This is a genomic window from Streptomyces sp. NPDC007189 (assembly GCF_040703635.1).
Taxonomy (GTDB): Bacteria; Actinomycetota; Actinomycetes; order Streptomycetales; family Streptomycetaceae; genus Streptomyces.
The window spans coordinates 89,224-106,728 of the sequence record NZ_JBEYEY010000013.1; the positions used below are offsets into that span (position 1 = coordinate 89,224).

A 17,505-nucleotide genomic window follows, 5' to 3' on the forward strand; every position below is an offset into this window, starting at 1 on the left:
GGTTCGTTCATCTCGATGTACTACCGAGTCCAGGGTAATGGACTTCGACAGGTGCGTGAACCCTTTAAGGAGCTGTCCCGGATGGTGGGATCCGGTGCCGGGCCCGGTCAGGTGCCCGGCCAGACCTCCTCGTCCCGGAAGAGGGGGCGGCCGTCGGGGAGCGTGGTGGGGACTGGGGTGTAGGAGGAGTAGGAGGGGTAGGCCGTGTAGTCGTACTGCTGGTGGTACGCCGGTGCTTGCTCGTACACCGGCGCCGGGCTCTGCGCCTCCCACAGCGGCATGCGTAGTTCACCCGTGTCCGTCACCGCGTTGTTCTGTGAACGGTGCAGTCGGGCGTAGGCCCCGCCTCGGGCGAGGAGTTCGTCGTGGCGGCCGGTCTCCACGATGCGGCCCCGGTCGACGACGAGGATGCGGTCGGCGTCGGGGGCGAGGTTGAGGTCGTGGGTGATCATGATCGTCGTACGGCCGGTCATCAGGCGGCGCAGGGGTTTCACGACGCGGCGGGCGGCCATCGCGTCCAGGCCCGTCGTCGGCTCGTCCAGGACCAGGACGGGCGCGTCGCGCAGGATGGCGCGGGCGATGGCCAGGCGCTGGAGCTGGCCGCCGGACAGGCGGGCCGAGTGGGGGTCGACCCGGGTGTCGTAGCCGTCGGGGAGCCGGACGATGAAGTCGTGCGCGTCGGCCGCCCGCGCCGCCTCCTCGATGGCCTGGTCGCTGGCGCCGGGCCGGCCGCAGGCGATGTTGGCGCGGACCGTGTCGTGCAGGACGAGGGTCTCCTGCGGCAGCAGGGTGACGTACTCGCGCAGGCGGGCCAGGGGGAAGTCCCGCAGGGGCACGCCGTCCAGGAGGATCTCGCCGGCGTCCGGGTCGTAGAAGCGGAGCAGGAGCTTGGAGACCGTGGACTTGCCGGCGCCGCTCGGGCCGGTGACGATCACCAGCTCGCCGGGGCTGACGGTGAAGGAGAGGTCGTCGAGGGCGGTGCTGTCGGCGCCGGGGTAGCGGAAGGTGACGTCCCTGACCTCGATCGTGCCGTCGGGGCGGCCGGTGTCCGCGGGCCGGCGCGGGTCGGCGACCGAGGGGCGGACGTCCAGGATCTCGATGAGCCGCTCGGCGCCGGCCGTGGCGGCGGTGACGGTGAGGCCGAGCTGGGCCAGGCCGCGCACCGGCGGATAGAGGTAGCCGAGGAAGGCGGCGAAGGCGAGGAGCTGGCCGAGGGTCATGCGGCCGGTGGAGATCTCCCAGGCCCCGATGCCGATCACGGCGAGCACGCACACCGTCTCGATGACCTGTACGAGCTGCTCGTACGCCTCGTTCAGGCGGGTGGAGCGGACCGAGGCGCGGAACCAGGCGCCCGCCTCCTCGCGCAGCCGGCGGCGTTCGGCGTCCCGGCGGCCGTAGGCCTGGGTGAGCACGATGTTGCCGAGGGACTCCTCCACCACCGAGGTGATCGCGCCGTCGGCGACCCGGCCCGCGCGGGAGACGTCCTTGATGGAACCGGAGAAGCGGCGGGCGGCCAGCCAGAACAGGGGCGCGAGGACGAAGGTGGCCGCGGCCAGGTCCCAGCGCAGCCAGAACGCGGCGGCCGCGTAGAAGAGGGCGGAGAAGGCGGCCGAGGCGGCGCCGACCAGGCCGGACACCACCATCGTCTCGATCGCCTCGACGTCGCTGGTCAGCCGGGAGAGCAGGTCGCCCTGGCGGTGGCGCTGGAAGAAGTGCGGCGGCAGCTGCTGGACGTGGTCGAAGACGTGCTCGCGCAACCGCATCACGAAGCGTTCGGTCACCCAGGCGGCGAGGGAGTTGCCGGCGTAGGCGACAACGGCGCCGGCCACGGCGATCCCGAGCCACTTGCCCGCCGGGCTCCAGAACGCGGCCGGTGAGCCCCGCTGCAGGGCGTGGTCGGTGAGGTCGCTGAACAGCAGGATGGCCTCGGTCTCGGCGAGCGCGGCGAGGACCGTGCACAGCCACACGGCCAGCAGCCATTTTCTGAGCCCCTTGGTCAGCGGCCAGAAACGGCGGAATGCCGTCCGGGCGGGAATGGTCGGGGTCTCGGTGGTCTCGTATTCGTCCGCGTCCGCGTACTCGTCGTGCTCTTCGCCCATTGAATTTCCGTTCTTCTTTCGGATCACCATCCTGCGGGAAAAACAAAAGGGGGCCGACGGTGCACCATCGGCCCCCTTTCACTTCACCGCCCGCTCAGCCGGTTCAGTGGTCCTGGCCGGGCAGCGGCTTGGGCAGCGGCTTCCGCTCGTGCTTCTTCTTGTGCTTCGGCGGGGGCGGGGCCGGGAGGTGCTTCTTCGGCTTCGGGGGCAGCGGGGCGAGCTTCTTGAGGCTCATTTTCGACTCCTTGTGTCGCGCTGTACTTGTGTGCTGCAGAATTCCGCGTCCGGAACCCCACACCGAAGAACGTACACGCCGCCCATCCGCCTCAACGGCAAAAATGGCAAAGGGGCGCTGTGAATCCCCTGGGAAATGCTGGGAGTTGCTTTGAGAAGCTGAGAGCTTCCTCAGCGGCGGGCCATGTAGAGGTCAAGCGCCTTGTGCAGCATGCGGTTCAGCGGGAAGTCCCACTCCCCCACGTACTCCACGGCCTCGCCGCCCGCGCCCACCTTGAAGCGGAGCAGGCCGAGGAGGTGGTCGGACTCCTCCAGGGTGTCGGTGATGCCGCGGAAGTCGTAGACGTGCGCGCCGAGTTCGTGGGCGTCGCACATCATCCGCCACTGCATCGCGTTGTTGGGCTGCACCTCGCGCTTGCGTGCGGTGGAGGCGCCGTAGGAGTACCAGACGTGCCCGCCGACGACCAGCATCGTGGCCGCGGCGAGGAGGTCGCCGTCGTGGTGGGCGAGGTACAGCCGCATCCGGTCGGGGTCCTCGGCGGTGAGCGCGGTACACATGCGCTGGAAGTACGGCAGCGGGCGCGCGATGAACCGGTCCCGGCGGGCGGTCTCGGTGTACAGCTCGTAGAAGGCCGGCAGGTCCTCGTAACCGCCCCGGACGACCTTCACGCCCGCCTTCTCGGCCTTCTTGATGTTACGCCGCCACTGCTGGTTGAGCCCGCGATGGATGTCGTCCAACGACCGTCCGGCGAAGGGCACTTGGCACACGTACCGGGGCTGGCCTACGGCGAAGCCGTCCTCGCCGCCCGGCTCGGACTGCCGCCAGCCCATCCGGCGCAGCCGGCCGGCCAGGTCCGCGGCGCGCTGCTCGGAGGAGGTCGGCGGCACGTCCCGCAGCCGGTGCGCGTCCGGGTCGGCGATCGCGGCCTTGACCGCCTCGGGACTCCAGCGCCGGGCCACCACGGGCGGGCCCATCTTCACCGAGAACGCGCCCAGCCCCTTGAGGTGCGCGAGCATCGGCTCCAGCCAGCGCTCCAGATCGGGCGCGTCCCAGTCGATGACCGGCCCCTCCGGGAGATAGGCCAGGTAGCGCCTGAGCTTCGGCAGCGGCCGCAGCAGCACCAGCCCGGCCCCGACGAGCCGTCCGTCGCCCTCGAACCAGCCGAGGCTCTCCGCCCGCCAGTCCTGCTTCACCTCCCCCCACGACGGCACCTGCATATGGCTGACGGAGGGACGGCCCGCCACGAAGGCGAGGTGCTCGGCGCGGGTGAGGGTCCGCAGGGTGAGGGTCATGCGCGCTCCTTGGAGATCGTCGCCGGTCCCCTCACCCTAGGGAGGCCCGCACGGGCGCACCCCTCCAAGCGAGCACCCCCTCACCTGCCGCGGGCCTCTCCCAGCACCGTCCGGCCGAATCCGGGCGGGCAATCGGACGAGGCGGAGCCAGTGCCCAGCGGGCCGAACCGATACCGAGCAGGCCCAGCCGACGCCGAGCCGCGTGCCGTGTACGCCTGTGCCGTGTACCGGACAAGCCCCTGCGCTTCGCTCACCCCGCACGGCTCACCCCGATGCACCCGCCTGCCGTCCGTCCTTCGGCCCCCATGCGGCCAGCACCTCCGTGTCCGTCGCCCGGCCGTACAGGAAGTAGTCGGCCCACTCGGCGATCCCCTCGTACGCGCACTCCTGGACCAGCCGGGCGACGGCCGCCGGTATGTCGTACGGCGTCACCCGCAGGTCGGTGCCGGGGCCGAGGAGGCACCAGTGGGCGCCGGGGCGGCCGTAGGGCATGCCGACGCTGCCCGGGTTGACCACCATACGGCCGTGCGCCAGGCGGACGTACGGCATATGGGTGTGGCCGCAGACGACCGTGCCGATGCCGGGGTCGAGTCCGGTGAAGACCTCCGCCCAGCGGGCCGGGCGGGAGTCCACCAGGACCAGTTCCTCGTCGTCGCGCGGCGTGGCGTGGCAGAACAGGACTGTGCCGAGGCCGCGGACGCGCAGGGTGAGGGTGCGGGGCAGGCCGGCGAGGAAGTCGACCTGGTCCTCGCGCAGGGCGCCGGCCGCGTACGGGCCGATGGGGTCCGGGATCCGTGTGCGTTCGCCGCGCCGGTACTCCACGAGTTCCCGGTCGGCGTTCCCGCCGAGCCACAGCACCCGCTCGCCCTGGCCGCGCAGCAGGTCCAGCACCTCGGCCGGCTGGGGGCCGGCCGTGATGTCGCCGGTGAGGACGATCCGGTCGGCGGCGGCCAGCTCCGGTTCCGCAAGGACCGCTTCCAGGGCGGGCAGCACGCCGTGGATGTCGGACAGCACGGCCACCCTGCCGTATTCCTCGGCGTTCGCCGCCCCGGTCACTGCGGCTCTCCTGCCGAACGGCCGGAATGGTCCAGCGCCTCCGCCAGCACCTCCGCCAGGTGCCGGCCCCGCACCCCGGCCAGTTGCTCCAGCTGGGTGCGGCAGGAGTAGCCGTCGGTGAGGATCACCGTCTGGGCAGGCGCCTCGCGGACCGACGGCAGGAGCTGTTCCTCCGCGCAGGCCTTCGACACCTCGAAGTGGCCTTTCTCGAAGCCGAAGTTGCCCGCCAGGCCGCAGCAGCCCCCGCTCAGCTCGCCGGTGAGGCCCGCCGCCTCGCGCAGCCGGCGGTCGGGGGTGTCGCCGAGCACCGCGTGCTGGTGGCAGTGGGTCTGGCCGGCGACCGGGCGGTCCACGGCGGGCGGGGTCCAGTGCGGGGCGTAGCGCTGGAGGGCCTCGGCGAAGGTGACGACGGCCGCGGAGAGGCGGGCGGCGCGCGGGTCGTCGTGCAGCAGCTCCGGCAGGTCGGTGCGGAGGGCCGCCGCGCAGCTCGGTTCCAGGACGACGACCGGGGCCCCGGCGCGCAGCACCGGTTCCATCAGGTCCAGGGTGCGTCGCAGGACCCTGCGGGCGTGGTCGAGCTGGCCGGTGGAGACATAGGTGAGGCCGCAGCAGACCCGGGCCCGGCGGGCGGTGAGCAGGGCGAGGGCCGGCCTTCTCCGGCCGGCGCCGATCCCGCCCCCGCGCACCAGCAGCGTCGGCGGCAGGGCCACGCGCAGCCCGGCGTCCTCCAGCACCCGCACGGCGGCCCGGCCGACGGACGGCGACAGATGCTCGGTGAAGGTGTCCGGCCACAGCACCACCAGCGTGCCGCTGCCGCCCCCGGCGGGCTTGCGGCGGCGCCACCACCCGGTGAACGTCCGCGTCGCCAGCCGGGGAATCTCCCGTTCGGACGCGATGCCGCCCAGGCGTTTGCCGACGGCGGCCAACGGGGCGACCGAGGCGAGGGCGTTGAGCAGGGGGGCCGTGCGGGTGGCGGCGGCCCAGCGCAGCCACTGCGGCAGGCGGCCCATGCTGAGGTGGGCGGCGGGGCGGCGGCGGCCGGCGTAGTGGTGGTGCAGGAACTCCGCCTTGTAGGTGGCCATGTCGACGCCGACCGGGCAGTCGGAGCGGCAGCCCTTGCAGGACAGGCACAGGTCGAGGGCGTCGCGCACCTCGGTCGAGCGCCAGCCGCCGGTGACCGGGTCGCCGGCCAGCATCTCGTGCAGCAGCCGGGCCCGGCCGCGCGTGGAGTGCTCCTCCTCGCCGGTGGCCCGGAAGGAGGGGCACATCACGGCCGGGCCGGACACGGTCGTCGTACGGCACTTGGCGACGCCGACGCAGCGGCGGACGGCGGCGCGGAAGTCACCGCCGTCGGCCGGGTAGCCGAAGGCCACGTCCACCGGCTCGCGGGGCAGCACCGAGAAGCGGAGGTTCTCGTCCAGCCGGGCCGGGCGGACCAGCATTCCGGGGTTCAGGAGGTCGTCCGGGTCCCAGAGCGCCTTGGCCCGCTCGAAGAGGGACACCAGCTCCGCGCCGTACATCCGCGGCAGCAGCTCCGCGCGGGCCTGTCCGTCGCCGTGCTCCCCGGACAGTGAGCCGCCGTGCGCCACCACCAGGTCGGCCAGTTCCTCGGAGAAGCGGCGGAAGCGGCCGATGCCCGCCTCGGTGAGCAGGTCGAAGTCGATCCGGACGTGGATGCAGCCGTCGCCGAAGTGGCCGTAGGGCGTGCCGCGCAGGCCGTGCGCCGACAGCAGGGCGCGGAAGTCCCGCAGATAGGCGCCGAGCCGGGCGGGCGGCACCGCGCAGTCCTCCCAGCCGGGCCACGCCTCGCTGCCGTCCGGCATCCGGGTGGCCGTGCCGCTCGCGTCCTCGCGGATGCGCCACAGGGTGCGCTGGGCGGCCGGGTCCGTCACCACCAGGGAGTCGACCACGTCGGCGGCGCGGACGATCGCCTCCGCACGCGCGCGTGCCTCGGCCGCCGACTCCCCGCCGGTCTCCACGAACAGCCAGGCGCCGCCCTTGGGCAGCCCGGCCGGCGAGCGCACCAGGTCGGCGGCCATGCCCTCGACGGTCAGCGGCCCGTGGGCGAGCAGGCCCGCCGCGGCCTCGGCGGCGGCGCTCTCCTCGCCGTACCCCAGCACGGCCAGGGCACGCGCGCGGGGGGCCGGCACCAGCCGTACGACCGCCTCGGTGAGGATGGCGAGGGTGCCCTCGGAGCCGCAGAAGGAGCGGGCGACATCGGCGCCCTTCTCGGGCAGCAGCGCGTCCAGTGCGTACCCGGAGATGCGGCGGGGCAGGTCCGGGAAGCCGGTGCGCAGCCGGGCCGGCTCCCCCTCGACCAGGTCGCGCAGCCCGTCCGGCGCCCCGGCCCAGTCCCGCCCGAGCCGCAGCCGGGCGCCCCGCGCGGTCACCACCGACAGCTCGCGCACGCTGTCGGCCGTGGTGCCCCAGGCCACCGAGTGCGCGCCGCAGGAGTTGTTGCCGATCATCCCGCCGAGCGTGCACCGGCTGTGCGTGGACGGGTCGGGGCCGAAGCGCAGGCCGTGCGGGGCGGCGGCCTCCTGGAGGCGGTCGAGGACCAGACCCGGCTGGACGACGGCCGAACGGGTGGCGGGATCCAGCTCCAGCAGGCCGCTCATGTGCCGGGTGAAGTCGAGCACCACGCCCGTGCCGGTGGCCTGTCCGGCGATCGACGTGCCCCCGCCGCGCGCCACCACCGGCACCCCGCGCGCCCGGCAGACCTCCAGCACCGCGGCCACGTCGTCGGCGTCTCTCGGGGCGACCACGCCCAGCGGGACGCGCCGGTAGTTGGACGCGTCCATGGTGACCAGCGCCCGGGAGGCGGTGTCGAAACCGACCTCGCCCCGGACGGCGCCGCGCAGCTCCGCTTCGAGACCCGAGTCATCCGTCATGCGTCCCAGGATGCATCCGCTCACGGACAGTCACCGAGAGTTTTCCACAGCCTCGCACATATCGTCGTACGAATTCACGAGTCCGGTGCCCGGTGATCTCGTCTCATCGGACGGACACGGTTCCGCCCGGTTTCGCCCACCGGATACCCTCCGAGTCGTGGCCGACATCCAGATTCCCGCTGACATCAAGCCCGCCGACGGACGTTTCGGCGCGGGCCCCTCCAAGGTGCGCACCGAGGCGCTCGACGCCCTCGCCGCGACCGGAAGCTCCCTGCTCGGCACCTCCCACCGCCAGGCGCCCGTCAAGAACCTGGTCGGCAAGGTCCGCGAGGGGATCTCCGAACTGTTCTCCCTGCCCGAGGGCTACGAGGTGATCCTCGGCAACGGCGGCTCGACCGCCTTCTGGGACATCGCCACCCACGGCCTGATCGAGAGCAAGTCCCAGCACCTGAGCTTCGGCGAGTTCTCCTCCAAGTTCGCCAAGGCCGCCAAGCTCGCCCCGTGGCTGGCCGAGCCGACCGTGATCTCCGCCGACCCCGGCAGCCACCCCGAGGCGCGGGCCGAGGCGGGCGTCGACGTCTACGCCTTCACCCACAACGAGACCTCCACCGGTGTCGCCATGCCGATCAAGCGCGTGGCCGGCGCCGACGAGGGCGCGCTCGTCCTCGTGGACGCCACCTCCGGCGCGGGCGGCCTCCCGGTCGACGTCGCCGAGACCGACGTCTACTACTTCGCGCCCCAGAAGTCGTTCGCCTCCGACGGCGGCCTGTGGATCGGCATCTTCTCCCCGGCCGCGATCGAGCGCGCCGAGCGGATCCACGCCTCCGGCCGGCACGTCCCGGAGTTCTTCAGCCTGCCCACGGCGATCGACAACTCCCGCAAGAACCAGACGTACAACACCCCGGCCCTCGCCACCCTCTTCCTGCTGAACCAGCAGTTGGAGTGGCTGGGCGGCCAGGGCGGTCTCGCCTGGTCCACCGCCCGCACCAAGGACTCCTCGACCCGCCTGTACTCCTGGGCGGAGGAGTCCAAGTACGCCACCCCGTTCGTCGCGGACCCGGCCAAGCGCTCGCAGGTCATCGGCACGATCGACTTCTCCGACGAGATCGACGCGGCCGCCGTCGCCAAGGTGCTGCGCGCCAACGGCATCGTGGACACCGAGCCGTACCGCAAGCTCGGCCGCAACCAGCTGCGCATCGCGATGTTCCCGGCGATCGACCCGGCGGACGTCGAGGCGCTGACGAAGTGCGTCGACTACGTGATCGAGAGGCTCTGACCTCGCGGCGCGTACGACGCTGAAGGGCGCCCGGTGATCGCCACCGGGCGCCCTTCTTGGTGCGCAGTCCCCTGTACGGGGTCCGTGCGCGGTCCTCTGCCCAGTCCCCTGCGAGGGACACGGGCCCGCGCCCTGGTCAGGGCCGGCGGGCGGCGGTCCTCACGCGGGCGTGCACGTGAGTGTCGGCGTCGCCGCGCCGCCCGGGGCCGCTCCGAAGCCGAAGCTCGTCGAAGCGCCCGCGGCCAGGCTGCCGTTGTACGCGGTGTTCGTCGCGGTCACGCTCGAACCGCTCTGCGTGTACGAGGCGTTCCACAGGGAGGTGACCTTCTGCCCGCCGCTCCACGTCCAGGTGACCTTCCAGGACGACAGCGGAGCGGTCCCGGTGTTCTTCACGGTCACGTCCGCGTTGAACCCGCTGCCCCAGTCACTGCTGACGGAGTAGGCCGCGGTGCAGGCCGCCGAGCTGCCCCCGCCGCCTCCACCGCCACCGGTGCCGCCGCCGGACCCGCCGCTGCTCGCGAAGAGCGGCGCCTTGATACCGGTCAGATAGCCGTCCTTCACGGTGTCCACGGTCTGCCAGTCGTCCTTCAGGATCCCGCCCGTGTCACCGGAGTCGGGGTTCCACGACCAGAACGTCCACTGGAAGGAGTCGGCGCCGTACGTCGACGTGGGCCGCAGGTAACTCACCAGCGCCGCCAGCCACTTCTGGTCCACCGTCGACTGCAGGGTCGTACCGAACTCGCCGACCCACACCGGGGCGATGTTCTGCTTGAAGAGGTAGCCCCAGTACTTGTCCCAGATGCCGGGCATGTTGTCCGGGAAGGACGGGTCGCTGAACCAGCTCTGCTGGGCCACGCTGGTGGCGTAGTCGTGGGCGGAGTAGACGACCCGGTTCGCCACGTCGAGCCGCACCGGGTACTGCCCGGCCCCCATCAGGTTGCCGCCCCACCAGCCCGACACGCCGTTGTACGTCTGCACGCCCTCCACGAAGACGAGCAGGTTCGGGTTGACGGACAGGACCGCGTTGCCGGCCCGTTCGGCGGCCAGGCGCCAGTCGGTGGACTGGTCGCCGCAGCCCCAGCAGGCCGGGTCGTGCGGCTCGTTGTGCAGGTCGATGCCGATGACCGTGTCCTGGCCCTTGTAGCGGGACGCGAGCGCCTTCAGGTCGGCGATCCAGGTCGATTCGGGGACCGAGGAGGTGTACCAGAGCGCGGACTGGCCGCTGGAGTCGGGGCGGTGCCGGTCCAGGATCACCTTCAGCCCGTCCTGTCCGGCGTACGTCACGATCTTGTCCATGACCTGCAGCGAGGTCAGGCCCTGGAGGTCGGCGTTCTTGCCGCTGGAGAAGTCGATGCTGGTCGGCATGGCGCCGGACTTGAGGATGTCGTCGCTGTACGGCAGCCGGATGGTGTTGTAACCCAGCGACCTCATCTGGTCGATCATGCTCTTGTAGTCGCGCGACCAGAGGCCGTGGACGACCTGGTTGCTGGTCTCGAAGCCGAACCAGTTGACCCCGGCGATGCGCACCGGCTGCCCGGCCGCGTCCAGGATCTGCCGGCCGCTGGTGTGCCAGTAACCGGCGCCGGGCGCCTCGGCCGTGGCCTTGGCGTGCGCTCCGGCGGTGGCCGCGTGGACGGTCTGTGCCCCGGCCAGGGGCAGGAGGAGCGCGGCGGCGGCTGCACACAGCGCTCTTCGCAGGCTGCGGAACATGTGCCTTGTCCTCTCGGGAGGCGCGGCTCGGAGTGAGGGTATGGGAGCGCTCCCATGCGCCGCGCATCCCCTAGGAAACGCGAGCGCCATGCTCACGTCAAGACACTCGGCGCGCATCCGTGACGAGCGCACGGATTGCCCTTCAGCCTCGCCGTCGCCGCCGGCTCAGCGCGAGGACGGCGGCGATCCCGACCACGACCACGACGGCCCCGACCTTCAGGCTCCCGGCACCGACACCGCCGCCACCGCCCTTGTGGGCCGGACTCCCGGCGGTGGACGGCGACTTGGCCGAACCTCCGCCCGGCGCGTCCTTCGCCACGACCTCGCTGCCCGCACCCTCGCTGCTGTACAGCAGCTTGGTGCCGTCGGCGGAGTAGGTGACGCCCTCGCCCTGCCCCTGCAGGGGCACGTCCAGCCGTCCCTCGCGCTTGATACGGCCGCCGTTCCAGTCGTAGCGGATCCCGCCGAAGTAACCGCGCACCACCAACTGCCGTCCGTCCGGGGAGAACGCCGCGTCCGTGGCCCACAGGTCGACGGGCGCGACCGGCCGGAAGACGTTCGTGCCGGACGGGGAGAGGGTGGCCGGGCCCTCGTACAGGTGCCCGCCGTTCTCCTTCTTGTCGATGATGTAGACCCGGCCGGTCTTCGGATGGACCATCAGCGACTCGGCGTCGCGCGGGCCGTTGGCGTACTTCACGACGTACTGCGTGGCGGTGACCGTCTGGTCGCGCAGTTGCTTCGGCTCCGGGAGCCGGTAGATCCACACGTACGGCCAGGTGCCGCCGAGGTTGTCGCCGATGTCGCCCAGGTAGATCTCGTTGTGCGGTCCGATGGAGATGGCCTCGACGTCACGCGGGGCGCCGATGCCGCGCAGGGTGATGCGGGCGACGGTCTTCCCGGTCCTGCTGTCCACGGCGTAGATGTACGGCCCGTGGCCGCTGTCGTTGTGCGTCCAGTAGACGCCGCGGTGGAGGCGGGAGGCGGCGAGCCCGCTGGACTCGCTGATGCGCTGGTCCTTGAAGGCGAACCCCTGGTCGCCGTCCCCGTCGGCGGCGGAGGCGGGCAGCGCGCAGGCGCCGGCGAGCAGCAACCCGGCGAGGACGGCGGACGATCGGCGCATGCCCCAAGCCTGCCATCACCTGCGGTGGTTCACCGGGCGGGCCGGTGCCGGGGCCGCCGGACGTGGTGGGCCTCACACCCCAGCGGCGCGCGAGATCGTCCATCATGAGCGGATGCTCAGGTTCATGCCCGTAGGTGACTCCATGACGATCGGGAGCGCGGGCGAACACACGTGGCGTTACCGGCTGTGGCGGCATCTGTGCGAGACGTACGGCGGCCCGTTCACCTTCGTCGGCCCGCGCGAGGAGCTGTACGACAAGGCCGCCGAGGCGCCGACGTCGTACGACTACGCCGAACCGGACTTCCCCCGCCGTCACCTGGCCGGCTGGGGCGAGGGCTGGCTGCACATGGCCCCGCTGATCGGCGAGGCGGTACGGAGGCACCGCGCGGACGTCCTGCTGGTCTCCCTCGGCCTGATCGACCTCGGCTTCTACACCAACGCAGAGCAGACGGCTGAGAACGTACACGCCTTCGTCGCGAGCGCGCGCGAGGCCGACCCGCGCGTCCGCATGGTGCTGCTGCCGGTGATCCCGAACATCCGGGCCCAGGTGGACGAGCCGTTCGCCGCGCAGGTGGACCACTTCAACGACCTGCTGGCGAAATGCGCGGCCGACCTGGACGAATCCCGTTCCCCGATCGTGTTCGCCTCGCGCCCCGAGGGCTACGACATCCACACCGACACCTACGACGGCACACATCCCAACGCAAGCGGGGAGCACCGGATCGCGGGGGCGTTCGCGGGGGCGATGTGGGAGGCGTGGGGGATCGGACAGGCGTACGCGGCTGGAACGGACTGACCGAATTCCGCCGTTTCCCCGTCACCGTGCGTATCGTTGAACCGCGCGGCTGCACTCGTCCGTTGGGGCAGCCGGGGAGGAGCGCCGCGATGACCGTCCTTGGAGACAGGATCGAGATGGCCGACGCCGACACCAACACCCAGAGTCTGGACGAGTGGTTCGAGCGGCTTGAGCGCATGCCCGTCCCCGAGGGATACAGGGTCGAGATCGTCGGGGGCAACGTCCATATGACGCCACAGCGGGACACCCACTGGGTCATCATCCGCCGCATCGTGCGGGCGCTGGAGGACAGGTTCGGGATGGACGTCAAAGTGTTCTCGGACGTCCGCATCGACTTCCCGGGCCACGAGAACGGCTTCTGCCCGGACATCGCCCTGCTCAAGGACTCGGCGGAGAAGGACGACACGGGCCACTGGCGTTACCAGGACGTCGAGTTCGTCGCCGAGGTCATCTCCGAGGGCACGGCCCAGAACGACTACGGCCCCAAGAAGACCGCCTACGCGATCGCCGAGGTCCCCCTCTACGTCATCGCCGACCCCTACCAGGGCCGCTGCTACGTCTTCACCGATCCGAAGGACGGCGACTACGCGACGCGGACCCGGGTCGACTTCGGCACCGACATCGACCTCACCGGCACCGTGATCGACCTCGTCCTCAAGACCGACGAGTTTCCCCGCGACTGACACGCCGGATGTAAGGATGCGGCCCATGACCTACGGCTGCATCGCCTCCATGAAGACCACCCCCGGCTCCCGTGACGAGGTCGTGGCCATCCTCCTCGGCGCCGCCGGCGGCCTCCGCGCGGCCGGCTGCGACGCGTACATCGTGGGCGTCGCCGACGATGACGACGTGACGATCTGGGTGACCGAGGTCTGGGGGAGCAAGGAGCAGCACGACGCCTCCCTGGAACTGCCGCAGGCGCGGGCGGCGATCGGGAAGGCCATGCCCCTGCTCACGGGCGAGTTCACCAAGCGGGAACTGGCGATCGCGGGCGGGCTCGGCCTCTGAGCCGCGACACCTCCGGCCGAAAGCCCTTGCTTAGAGCGCACTTCAAGCCGTTGGCTAGAGGACCATGAAGTACACGCAGCTTGGACGCACGGGACTCAAGGTCGGTCGGCTCGTCCTCGGGACGATGAACTTCGGGCCGCAGACGGACGAGGCCGACAGTCACGCGATCATGGACGCCGCCCTCGACGCGGGCATCAACTTCTTCGACACCGCCAACGTGTATGGGTGGGGGGAGAACAAGGGGCGGACCGAGAGCATCATCGGCAACTGGTTCGCCAAGGGCGGCGAGCGCCGCGACAAGGTCGTCCTCGCCACCAAGGTCTACGGCAACATGGGCGCCGACGGGCAGCCGGCCTGGCCCAACCACGACAAGCTCTCCGCGCTGAACATCCGGCGCGCGGTGGACGCCAGCCTGAAGCGGCTGCAGACGGACTACATCGACCTCTACCAGTTCCACCACATCGACCGGGACACCCCGTTCGAGGAGATCTGGCAGGCCATCGACACCCTGGTCCAGCAGGGCAAGATCCTCTACGTCGGCTCCTCCAACTTCCCCGGCTACAAGATCGCCCAGGCCAACGAGGTCGCCGCCCGCCGCGGCGGCACCATCGGACTGGTCAGCGAGCAGTGCCTGTACAACCTCGCCGAGCGGCGCGCCGAGATGGAGGTCATCCCGGCCGCGCAGGACTACGGCCTCGGGGTCATCCCGTGGTCGCCGCTGCACGGCGGTCTGCTCGGCGGCGTGATCAAGAAGGAGGTGCAGGGCGGCCGCCGCGCCTCCGGCCGGGCCGCGGACACCCTCAAGGACCCGGCCGCCCGCGCCCAGATCCAGGCGTACGAGGACCTGGTCGACAAGCACGGTCTGGAGCCCGGCGAGGTGGCCCTGGCCTGGCTCCTGACCCGGCCGGGTGTGACCGGTCCCATCGTCGGCCCGCGTACGGCCGAGCAGCTGGAGTCGGCGATCAGGGCGACGGAGCTGGAGCTGAGCGAGGAGCTGCTGGCGGGGCTGGACGAGATCTTCCCGGGCCCGGGCCCGTCCCCGGAGGCCTTCGCCTGGTAGGGCGGATCACCGGTCGGCACCATGAGGGCGGCGGGGCTGCATGCGGCTCCGCCGCTCCGCACGACGTCTACTTGACGGCTGCCGCCAAGGCCACGACGACGAACATCAGCACAAGCACACCGGCCATGATCCGGTTCCGGGTTTTCGGGTCCACGCCTCGAGCCTAACCAACGGCGCCGAGCTCCCAGCGGGCGACCGTCTCGTACCGGGGCTGCTCGCCCTCCACGCCCGAGCGCGGCAGATTGCTCCGCACCAGCACCAGCTCGTTCACCGTCCAGCTCCGGCTGGTGAACGCGCGGAGCAGCTCGACATACGGCCGTACGTCCATCCCGGCGCGGCTGCGCGCCACCGTCAGGTGGGCCGTGTACCGCCGGTGCTCCCCCATCGGCACGCCCGCCTTCCGGGCCGCCGACTCCGCCCGGTCGGCCAGCAGCCGCATCGTCTCCACCTCGCCGAGGGCGCCGGTCCACAGGGCCTTGCCGTGGCCGAACTGGCCGCCGCCGGCGAGGGCCAGGGTGAAGGGCGCCGTGCGGTGGGCCGCGCGGGCCAGGCGGTCGGTCAGGTCCGGTACGAGACCGTCGTCGACCTCGCCGTAGAAGGCGAGGGTGAAGTGCCAGCCGGGCCGGTGGGTCCAGCGCAGCCGCTCCGCGCCGGGCAGCCGCTTGAGCCGGGCGACCTCGGCGGCGAGCTCATGGACGACGTTCTCCGGGGGGAGCACCGCGGCGAAGAGTCTCATGTCCTCACCTTCGCAGACGCCGGCACGCGGGGTGAGCGCGTACCGGTCGCCTGGAGCGCGGCGCTTGCTATGCCGCCGTGGTCAGCCGCTCCCGGTCCCTCGGGACGAACCGGACCCGGGGGTGGCCGTGGTGCCAGCCCACCGTCAGGCGCAGGCCGCCGACGCGGGCCAGGACCAGGCCGACGACCGCGGCGGCCGCGGCCGAGACGACGCCGCCGAGGGCGAAGCCGGTCCGGGCGCCGTAGGTGTCGGTGATCCAGCCGACGACGGGCGCGCCCAGCGGCGTACCGCCCATGAACACCATCATGAACAGGGACATCACCCGGCCCCGCATGGCCGGGTCGGTGGCCATCTGCACGGCGGTGTTCGCGGTGACGTTGACCGTCAGGCCGCAGACCCCTATCGGCACCATGAGCAGCGCGAACAGCCAGTACGACGGGGCCAGCGCGGCCACCACCTCCAGCGTGCCGAAGGCCAGCGCGGCGGCGGTCAGGACACGCAGCCGTGCCGTGCCGCGCCGGGCGGCGAGCAGGGCGCCGCACAGGGAGCCGACGGCCATCAGGGTGTTGAAGAGGCTGTAGGAACCGGCGCCGGAGTGGAAGACGTCGTCCGCGTAGGCCGACAGCCACACCGGGAAGTTGAAGCCGAAGGTGCCGATGAAACCGACGAGGACGATCGGCCAGATCAGCTCGGGCCGGCCGGCCACGTACTGCAGGCCCTCGCGCAGCTGTCCCTTGCCCCGCGGGGCGCGGTCGACGACGTGCAGCTCGCGGGCGCGCATCAGCAGCAGGCCGGCGATGGGCGCGACGAAGGACAGGCCGTTGGCGAGGAACGCCCAGCCGGTGCCCACGCCGGTGATCATCACACCGGCGACGGCCGGGCCGACCAGGCGGGCGGACTGGAAGTTCGCGGAGTTCAGACTGACCGCGTTCTGCAGCTGCTCGGGGCCGACCATCTCGGAGACGAAGGACTGCCGGGCCGGGTTGTCGACCACCGTGGCGAGGCCCACGGCGAAGGCGGCGACGTAGACGTGCCAGACCTGGACATGGCCGGAGAGCGTGAGGAAGGCGAGCGCCAGGCCCGTCACGGCCATGGCGGACTGGGTGACCAGCAGCGCGGGGCGCTTGGGGAGCCGGTCGACCAGGACACCGCCGTACAGGCCGAAGAGCAGCATCGGCAGGAACTGCAGGGCCGTCGTGATGCCCACCGCGGCGGAGGAGCCGGTGAGGCTGAGGACGAGCCAGTCCTGGGCGATGCGCTGCATCCAGGTGCCGGTGTTGGAGACGACCTGGCCGAGGAAGAAGAGGCGGTAGTTCCGGATCTTCAGCGAGCTGAACATCGAGGACGTGCGGGCGGTGCGGGTAGTGGGGGTGGTCGGTGCGGGGGCGGAAGGTGTTCCGGATCCCGTACTCAAAAGCGTTCGCCTCCTCCATCGTGGGCTTACAGGTGTGCGAGCTTCTCCAGCACAGGGGCGGCGGCGCGCAGGGTGGCCCACTCGTCCTCGTCGAGGCCCTCGACCAGGCCGGCCAGGAACGCGTTGCGCTTGCGGCGGCTCTCCTCGAGCATCGCCTCGGCCTGCTCGGTCTGGGTGACGACCTTCTGGCGCCGGTCCTCGGGGTGCGGCTCCAGCCGGACCAGCCCCTTGGCCTCGAGCAGCGCCACGATGCGGGTCATCGACGGCGGCTGGACGTGCTCCTTGCGGGCGAGCTCGCCCGGGGTGGCCGAGCCGCAGCGGGCGAGGGTGCCGAGCACCGACATCTCCGTCGGGCTCAGCGACTCGTCGACCCGCTGGTGCTTGAGTCGACGGGACAGCCGCATCACGGCGGAGCGGAGTGAGTTCACGGCGGCAGCGTCGTCGCCATGGGTGAGGTCCGGCATGTTCTTTAGGGTATCTCATTACCCTGCCTAAGGACTACCGTGACACGCCCGGATGCCCGTGATACCCGCCACTGAACCCCTTCGATCACCCGTATGAGTGAGTCGGTTCCGGAAAGTGACGCATCGGGGCCCCGGATGTGGCGACCCTCGTACGCATGGGGACCAGTGTGCTCAGCCTGCGGATAGACGGGGAGCTGCTCGAAAGGCTCCGGGACCACGCGGCGAAAAGAGGAATGAGCGTGCAGGACTATGTGGTCCGCACGCTCATCCGGGACGACTTCGACGAGCGGTTCCAGGCCGCCGTCGAGGAGACGGAGAAGTTCTACGGCGTCAGGTGACGCCCGCCGG

At 71.5% G+C, this 17,505-nt stretch carries 16 protein-coding genes; 6 read left to right on the forward strand and 10 right to left on the reverse strand.

Annotated features, from left to right (window positions below; genetic code table 11):
* Positions 1 to 107 precede the first annotated feature (107 nt).
* From AB0950_RS25375 to AB0950_RS25395, 5 genes are all read right to left on the reverse strand, one after another.
* Positions 108 to 2,099 carry an ABC transporter ATP-binding protein gene (locus AB0950_RS25375; RefSeq protein WP_366779475.1) on the reverse strand — a complete coding sequence of 664 codons (1,992 nt, stop codon included), beginning with the start codon at positions 2,097 to 2,099 and terminating at the stop codon, positions 108 to 110.
* 103 nt (positions 2,100 to 2,202) lie between these two features.
* The gene (locus tag AB0950_RS25380) at positions 2,203 to 2,334 is read right to left on the reverse strand and encodes a hypothetical protein (RefSeq protein WP_360160184.1); all 132 of its coding nucleotides are present in this window, start codon (positions 2,332 to 2,334) and stop codon (positions 2,203 to 2,205) included.
* A 170-nt stretch (positions 2,335 to 2,504) separates the two neighbouring features.
* Positions 2,505 to 3,626 carry a peptidoglycan bridge formation glycyltransferase FemA/FemB family protein gene (locus AB0950_RS25385; RefSeq protein ID WP_366779476.1) on the reverse strand — a complete coding sequence of 374 codons (1,122 nt, stop codon included), beginning with the start codon at positions 3,624 to 3,626 and terminating at the stop codon, positions 2,505 to 2,507.
* Between the two features lie 264 nt (positions 3,627 to 3,890).
* On the reverse strand, positions 3,891 to 4,682 hold the full coding sequence (locus tag AB0950_RS25390; RefSeq protein WP_360160186.1) for a metallophosphoesterase family protein: 792 nt from the start codon (positions 4,680 to 4,682) through the stop codon (positions 3,891 to 3,893).
* Entirely contained in the window at positions 4,679 to 7,573 is a 2,895-nt protein-coding gene (locus AB0950_RS25395) for an FAD-linked oxidase C-terminal domain-containing protein (protein WP_366779477.1), read from the reverse strand. Before AB0950_RS25395 ends, AB0950_RS25390 begins: the two co-directional genes overlap by 4 nt.
* 157 nt (positions 7,574 to 7,730) lie before the next feature.
* Here AB0950_RS25395 and serC point away from each other — a divergent pair, with 157 nt between their 5' ends.
* Positions 7,731 to 8,849 (forward strand): phosphoserine transaminase, encoded by a 1,119-nt coding sequence (gene serC / locus AB0950_RS25400; protein ID WP_360160188.1) that lies wholly within the window; start codon positions 7,731 to 7,733, stop codon positions 8,847 to 8,849.
* Positions 8,850 to 9,008: 159 nt separating this feature from the next.
* On the opposite strand, the gene AB0950_RS25405 is transcribed toward serC, so the two are convergent.
* Both AB0950_RS25405 and AB0950_RS25410 read right to left on the reverse strand, forming a co-directional pair.
* Positions 9,009 to 10,559: a cellulase family glycosylhydrolase gene (locus AB0950_RS25405; protein ID WP_360575416.1), complete on the reverse strand. Its 1,551-nt coding sequence runs from the start codon at positions 10,557 to 10,559 to the stop codon at positions 9,009 to 9,011.
* Between the two features lie 142 nt (positions 10,560 to 10,701).
* Entirely contained in the window at positions 10,702 to 11,679 is a 978-nt protein-coding gene (locus AB0950_RS25410; RefSeq protein WP_366779478.1) for a WD40 repeat domain-containing protein, read from the reverse strand.
* 112 nt (positions 11,680 to 11,791) lie between these two features.
* On the opposite strand from AB0950_RS25410, the gene AB0950_RS25415 reads away from it, so the two are divergent.
* The 4 genes from AB0950_RS25415 to AB0950_RS25430 all read left to right on the forward strand — a co-directional run bounded on the left by AB0950_RS25415 (position 11,792) and on the right by AB0950_RS25430 (position 14,543).
* Positions 11,792 to 12,475 carry a GDSL-type esterase/lipase family protein gene (locus AB0950_RS25415; RefSeq protein ID WP_360160191.1) on the forward strand — a complete coding sequence of 228 codons (684 nt, stop codon included), beginning with the start codon at positions 11,792 to 11,794 and terminating at the stop codon, positions 12,473 to 12,475.
* An 89-nt stretch (positions 12,476 to 12,564) separates the two neighbouring features.
* A complete protein-coding gene (locus AB0950_RS25420) occupies positions 12,565 to 13,158 on the forward strand; it encodes a Uma2 family endonuclease (protein WP_360160192.1) in 594 nt (197 codons plus the stop codon).
* A 25-nt stretch (positions 13,159 to 13,183) separates the two neighbouring features.
* The gene (locus tag AB0950_RS25425) at positions 13,184 to 13,483 is read left to right on the forward strand and encodes an antibiotic biosynthesis monooxygenase (protein WP_360160193.1); all 300 of its coding nucleotides are present in this window, start codon (positions 13,184 to 13,186) and stop codon (positions 13,481 to 13,483) included.
* A 64-nt stretch (positions 13,484 to 13,547) separates the two neighbouring features.
* Positions 13,548 to 14,543, forward strand: coding sequence for an aldo/keto reductase (locus AB0950_RS25430; protein WP_360160194.1), 996 nt, complete (start codon positions 13,548 to 13,550; stop codon positions 14,541 to 14,543).
* A 163-nt stretch (positions 14,544 to 14,706) separates the two neighbouring features.
* Here the strand turns inward: AB0950_RS25430 and thpR are convergent, their stop codons facing one another.
* The 3 genes from thpR to AB0950_RS25445 all read right to left on the reverse strand — a co-directional run bounded on the left by thpR (position 14,707) and on the right by AB0950_RS25445 (position 17,157).
* Positions 14,707 to 15,279: an RNA 2',3'-cyclic phosphodiesterase gene (gene thpR, locus AB0950_RS25435; protein ID WP_360160195.1), complete on the reverse strand. Its 573-nt coding sequence runs from the start codon at positions 15,277 to 15,279 to the stop codon at positions 14,707 to 14,709.
* Between the two features lie 67 nt (positions 15,280 to 15,346).
* The gene (locus AB0950_RS25440) at positions 15,347 to 16,693 is read right to left on the reverse strand and encodes an MFS transporter (protein WP_360160196.1); all 1,347 of its coding nucleotides are present in this window, start codon (positions 16,691 to 16,693) and stop codon (positions 15,347 to 15,349) included.
* Positions 16,694 to 16,719: 26 nt separating this feature from the next.
* The gene (locus AB0950_RS25445) at positions 16,720 to 17,157 is read right to left on the reverse strand and encodes a MarR family transcriptional regulator (protein WP_330339247.1); all 438 of its coding nucleotides are present in this window, start codon (positions 17,155 to 17,157) and stop codon (positions 16,720 to 16,722) included.
* 155 nt (positions 17,158 to 17,312) lie between these two features.
* Between AB0950_RS25445 and AB0950_RS25450 the strand changes: the two genes are divergently transcribed.
* Entirely contained in the window at positions 17,313 to 17,495 is a 183-nt protein-coding gene (locus AB0950_RS25450) for a ribbon-helix-helix protein, CopG family (protein WP_360160197.1), read from the forward strand.
* Positions 17,496 to 17,505 lie beyond the last annotated feature (10 nt).

Bases quoted from the DNA above. Each gene is read 5' to 3' on its own strand.
- AB0950_RS25430 (WP_360160194.1), top strand. From the start codon at position 13,548: ATGAAGTACACGCAGCTTGGACGCACGGGACTCAAGGTCGGTCGGCTC.
- AB0950_RS25385 (WP_366779476.1), bottom strand. From the start codon at position 3,626: ATGACCCTCACCCTGCGGACCCTCACCCGCGCCGAGCACCTCGCCTTC.
- AB0950_RS25395 (WP_366779477.1), bottom strand. From the start codon at position 7,573: ATGACGGATGACTCGGGTCTCGAAGCGGAGCTGCGCGGCGCCGTCCGG.
- AB0950_RS25450 (WP_360160197.1), top strand. From the start codon at position 17,313: ATGGGGACCAGTGTGCTCAGCCTGCGGATAGACGGGGAGCTGCTCGAA.
- AB0950_RS25445 (WP_330339247.1), bottom strand. From the start codon at position 17,157: ATGCCGGACCTCACCCATGGCGACGACGCTGCCGCCGTGAACTCACTC.
- AB0950_RS25410 (WP_366779478.1), bottom strand. From the start codon at position 11,679: ATGCGCCGATCGTCCGCCGTCCTCGCCGGGTTGCTGCTCGCCGGCGCC.
- AB0950_RS25375 (WP_366779475.1), bottom strand. From the start codon at position 2,099: ATGGGCGAAGAGCACGACGAGTACGCGGACGCGGACGAATACGAGACC.
- AB0950_RS25415 (WP_360160191.1), top strand. From the start codon at position 11,792: ATGCTCAGGTTCATGCCCGTAGGTGACTCCATGACGATCGGGAGCGCG.
- AB0950_RS25380 (WP_360160184.1), bottom strand. From the start codon at position 2,334: ATGAGCCTCAAGAAGCTCGCCCCGCTGCCCCCGAAGCCGAAGAAGCAC.
- AB0950_RS25405 (WP_360575416.1), bottom strand. From the start codon at position 10,559: ATGTTCCGCAGCCTGCGAAGAGCGCTGTGTGCAGCCGCCGCCGCGCTC.
- thpR (WP_360160195.1), bottom strand. From the start codon at position 15,279: ATGAGACTCTTCGCCGCGGTGCTCCCCCCGGAGAACGTCGTCCATGAG.
- AB0950_RS25420 (WP_360160192.1), top strand. From the start codon at position 12,565: ATGACCGTCCTTGGAGACAGGATCGAGATGGCCGACGCCGACACCAAC.
- AB0950_RS25425 (WP_360160193.1), top strand. From the start codon at position 13,184: ATGACCTACGGCTGCATCGCCTCCATGAAGACCACCCCCGGCTCCCGT.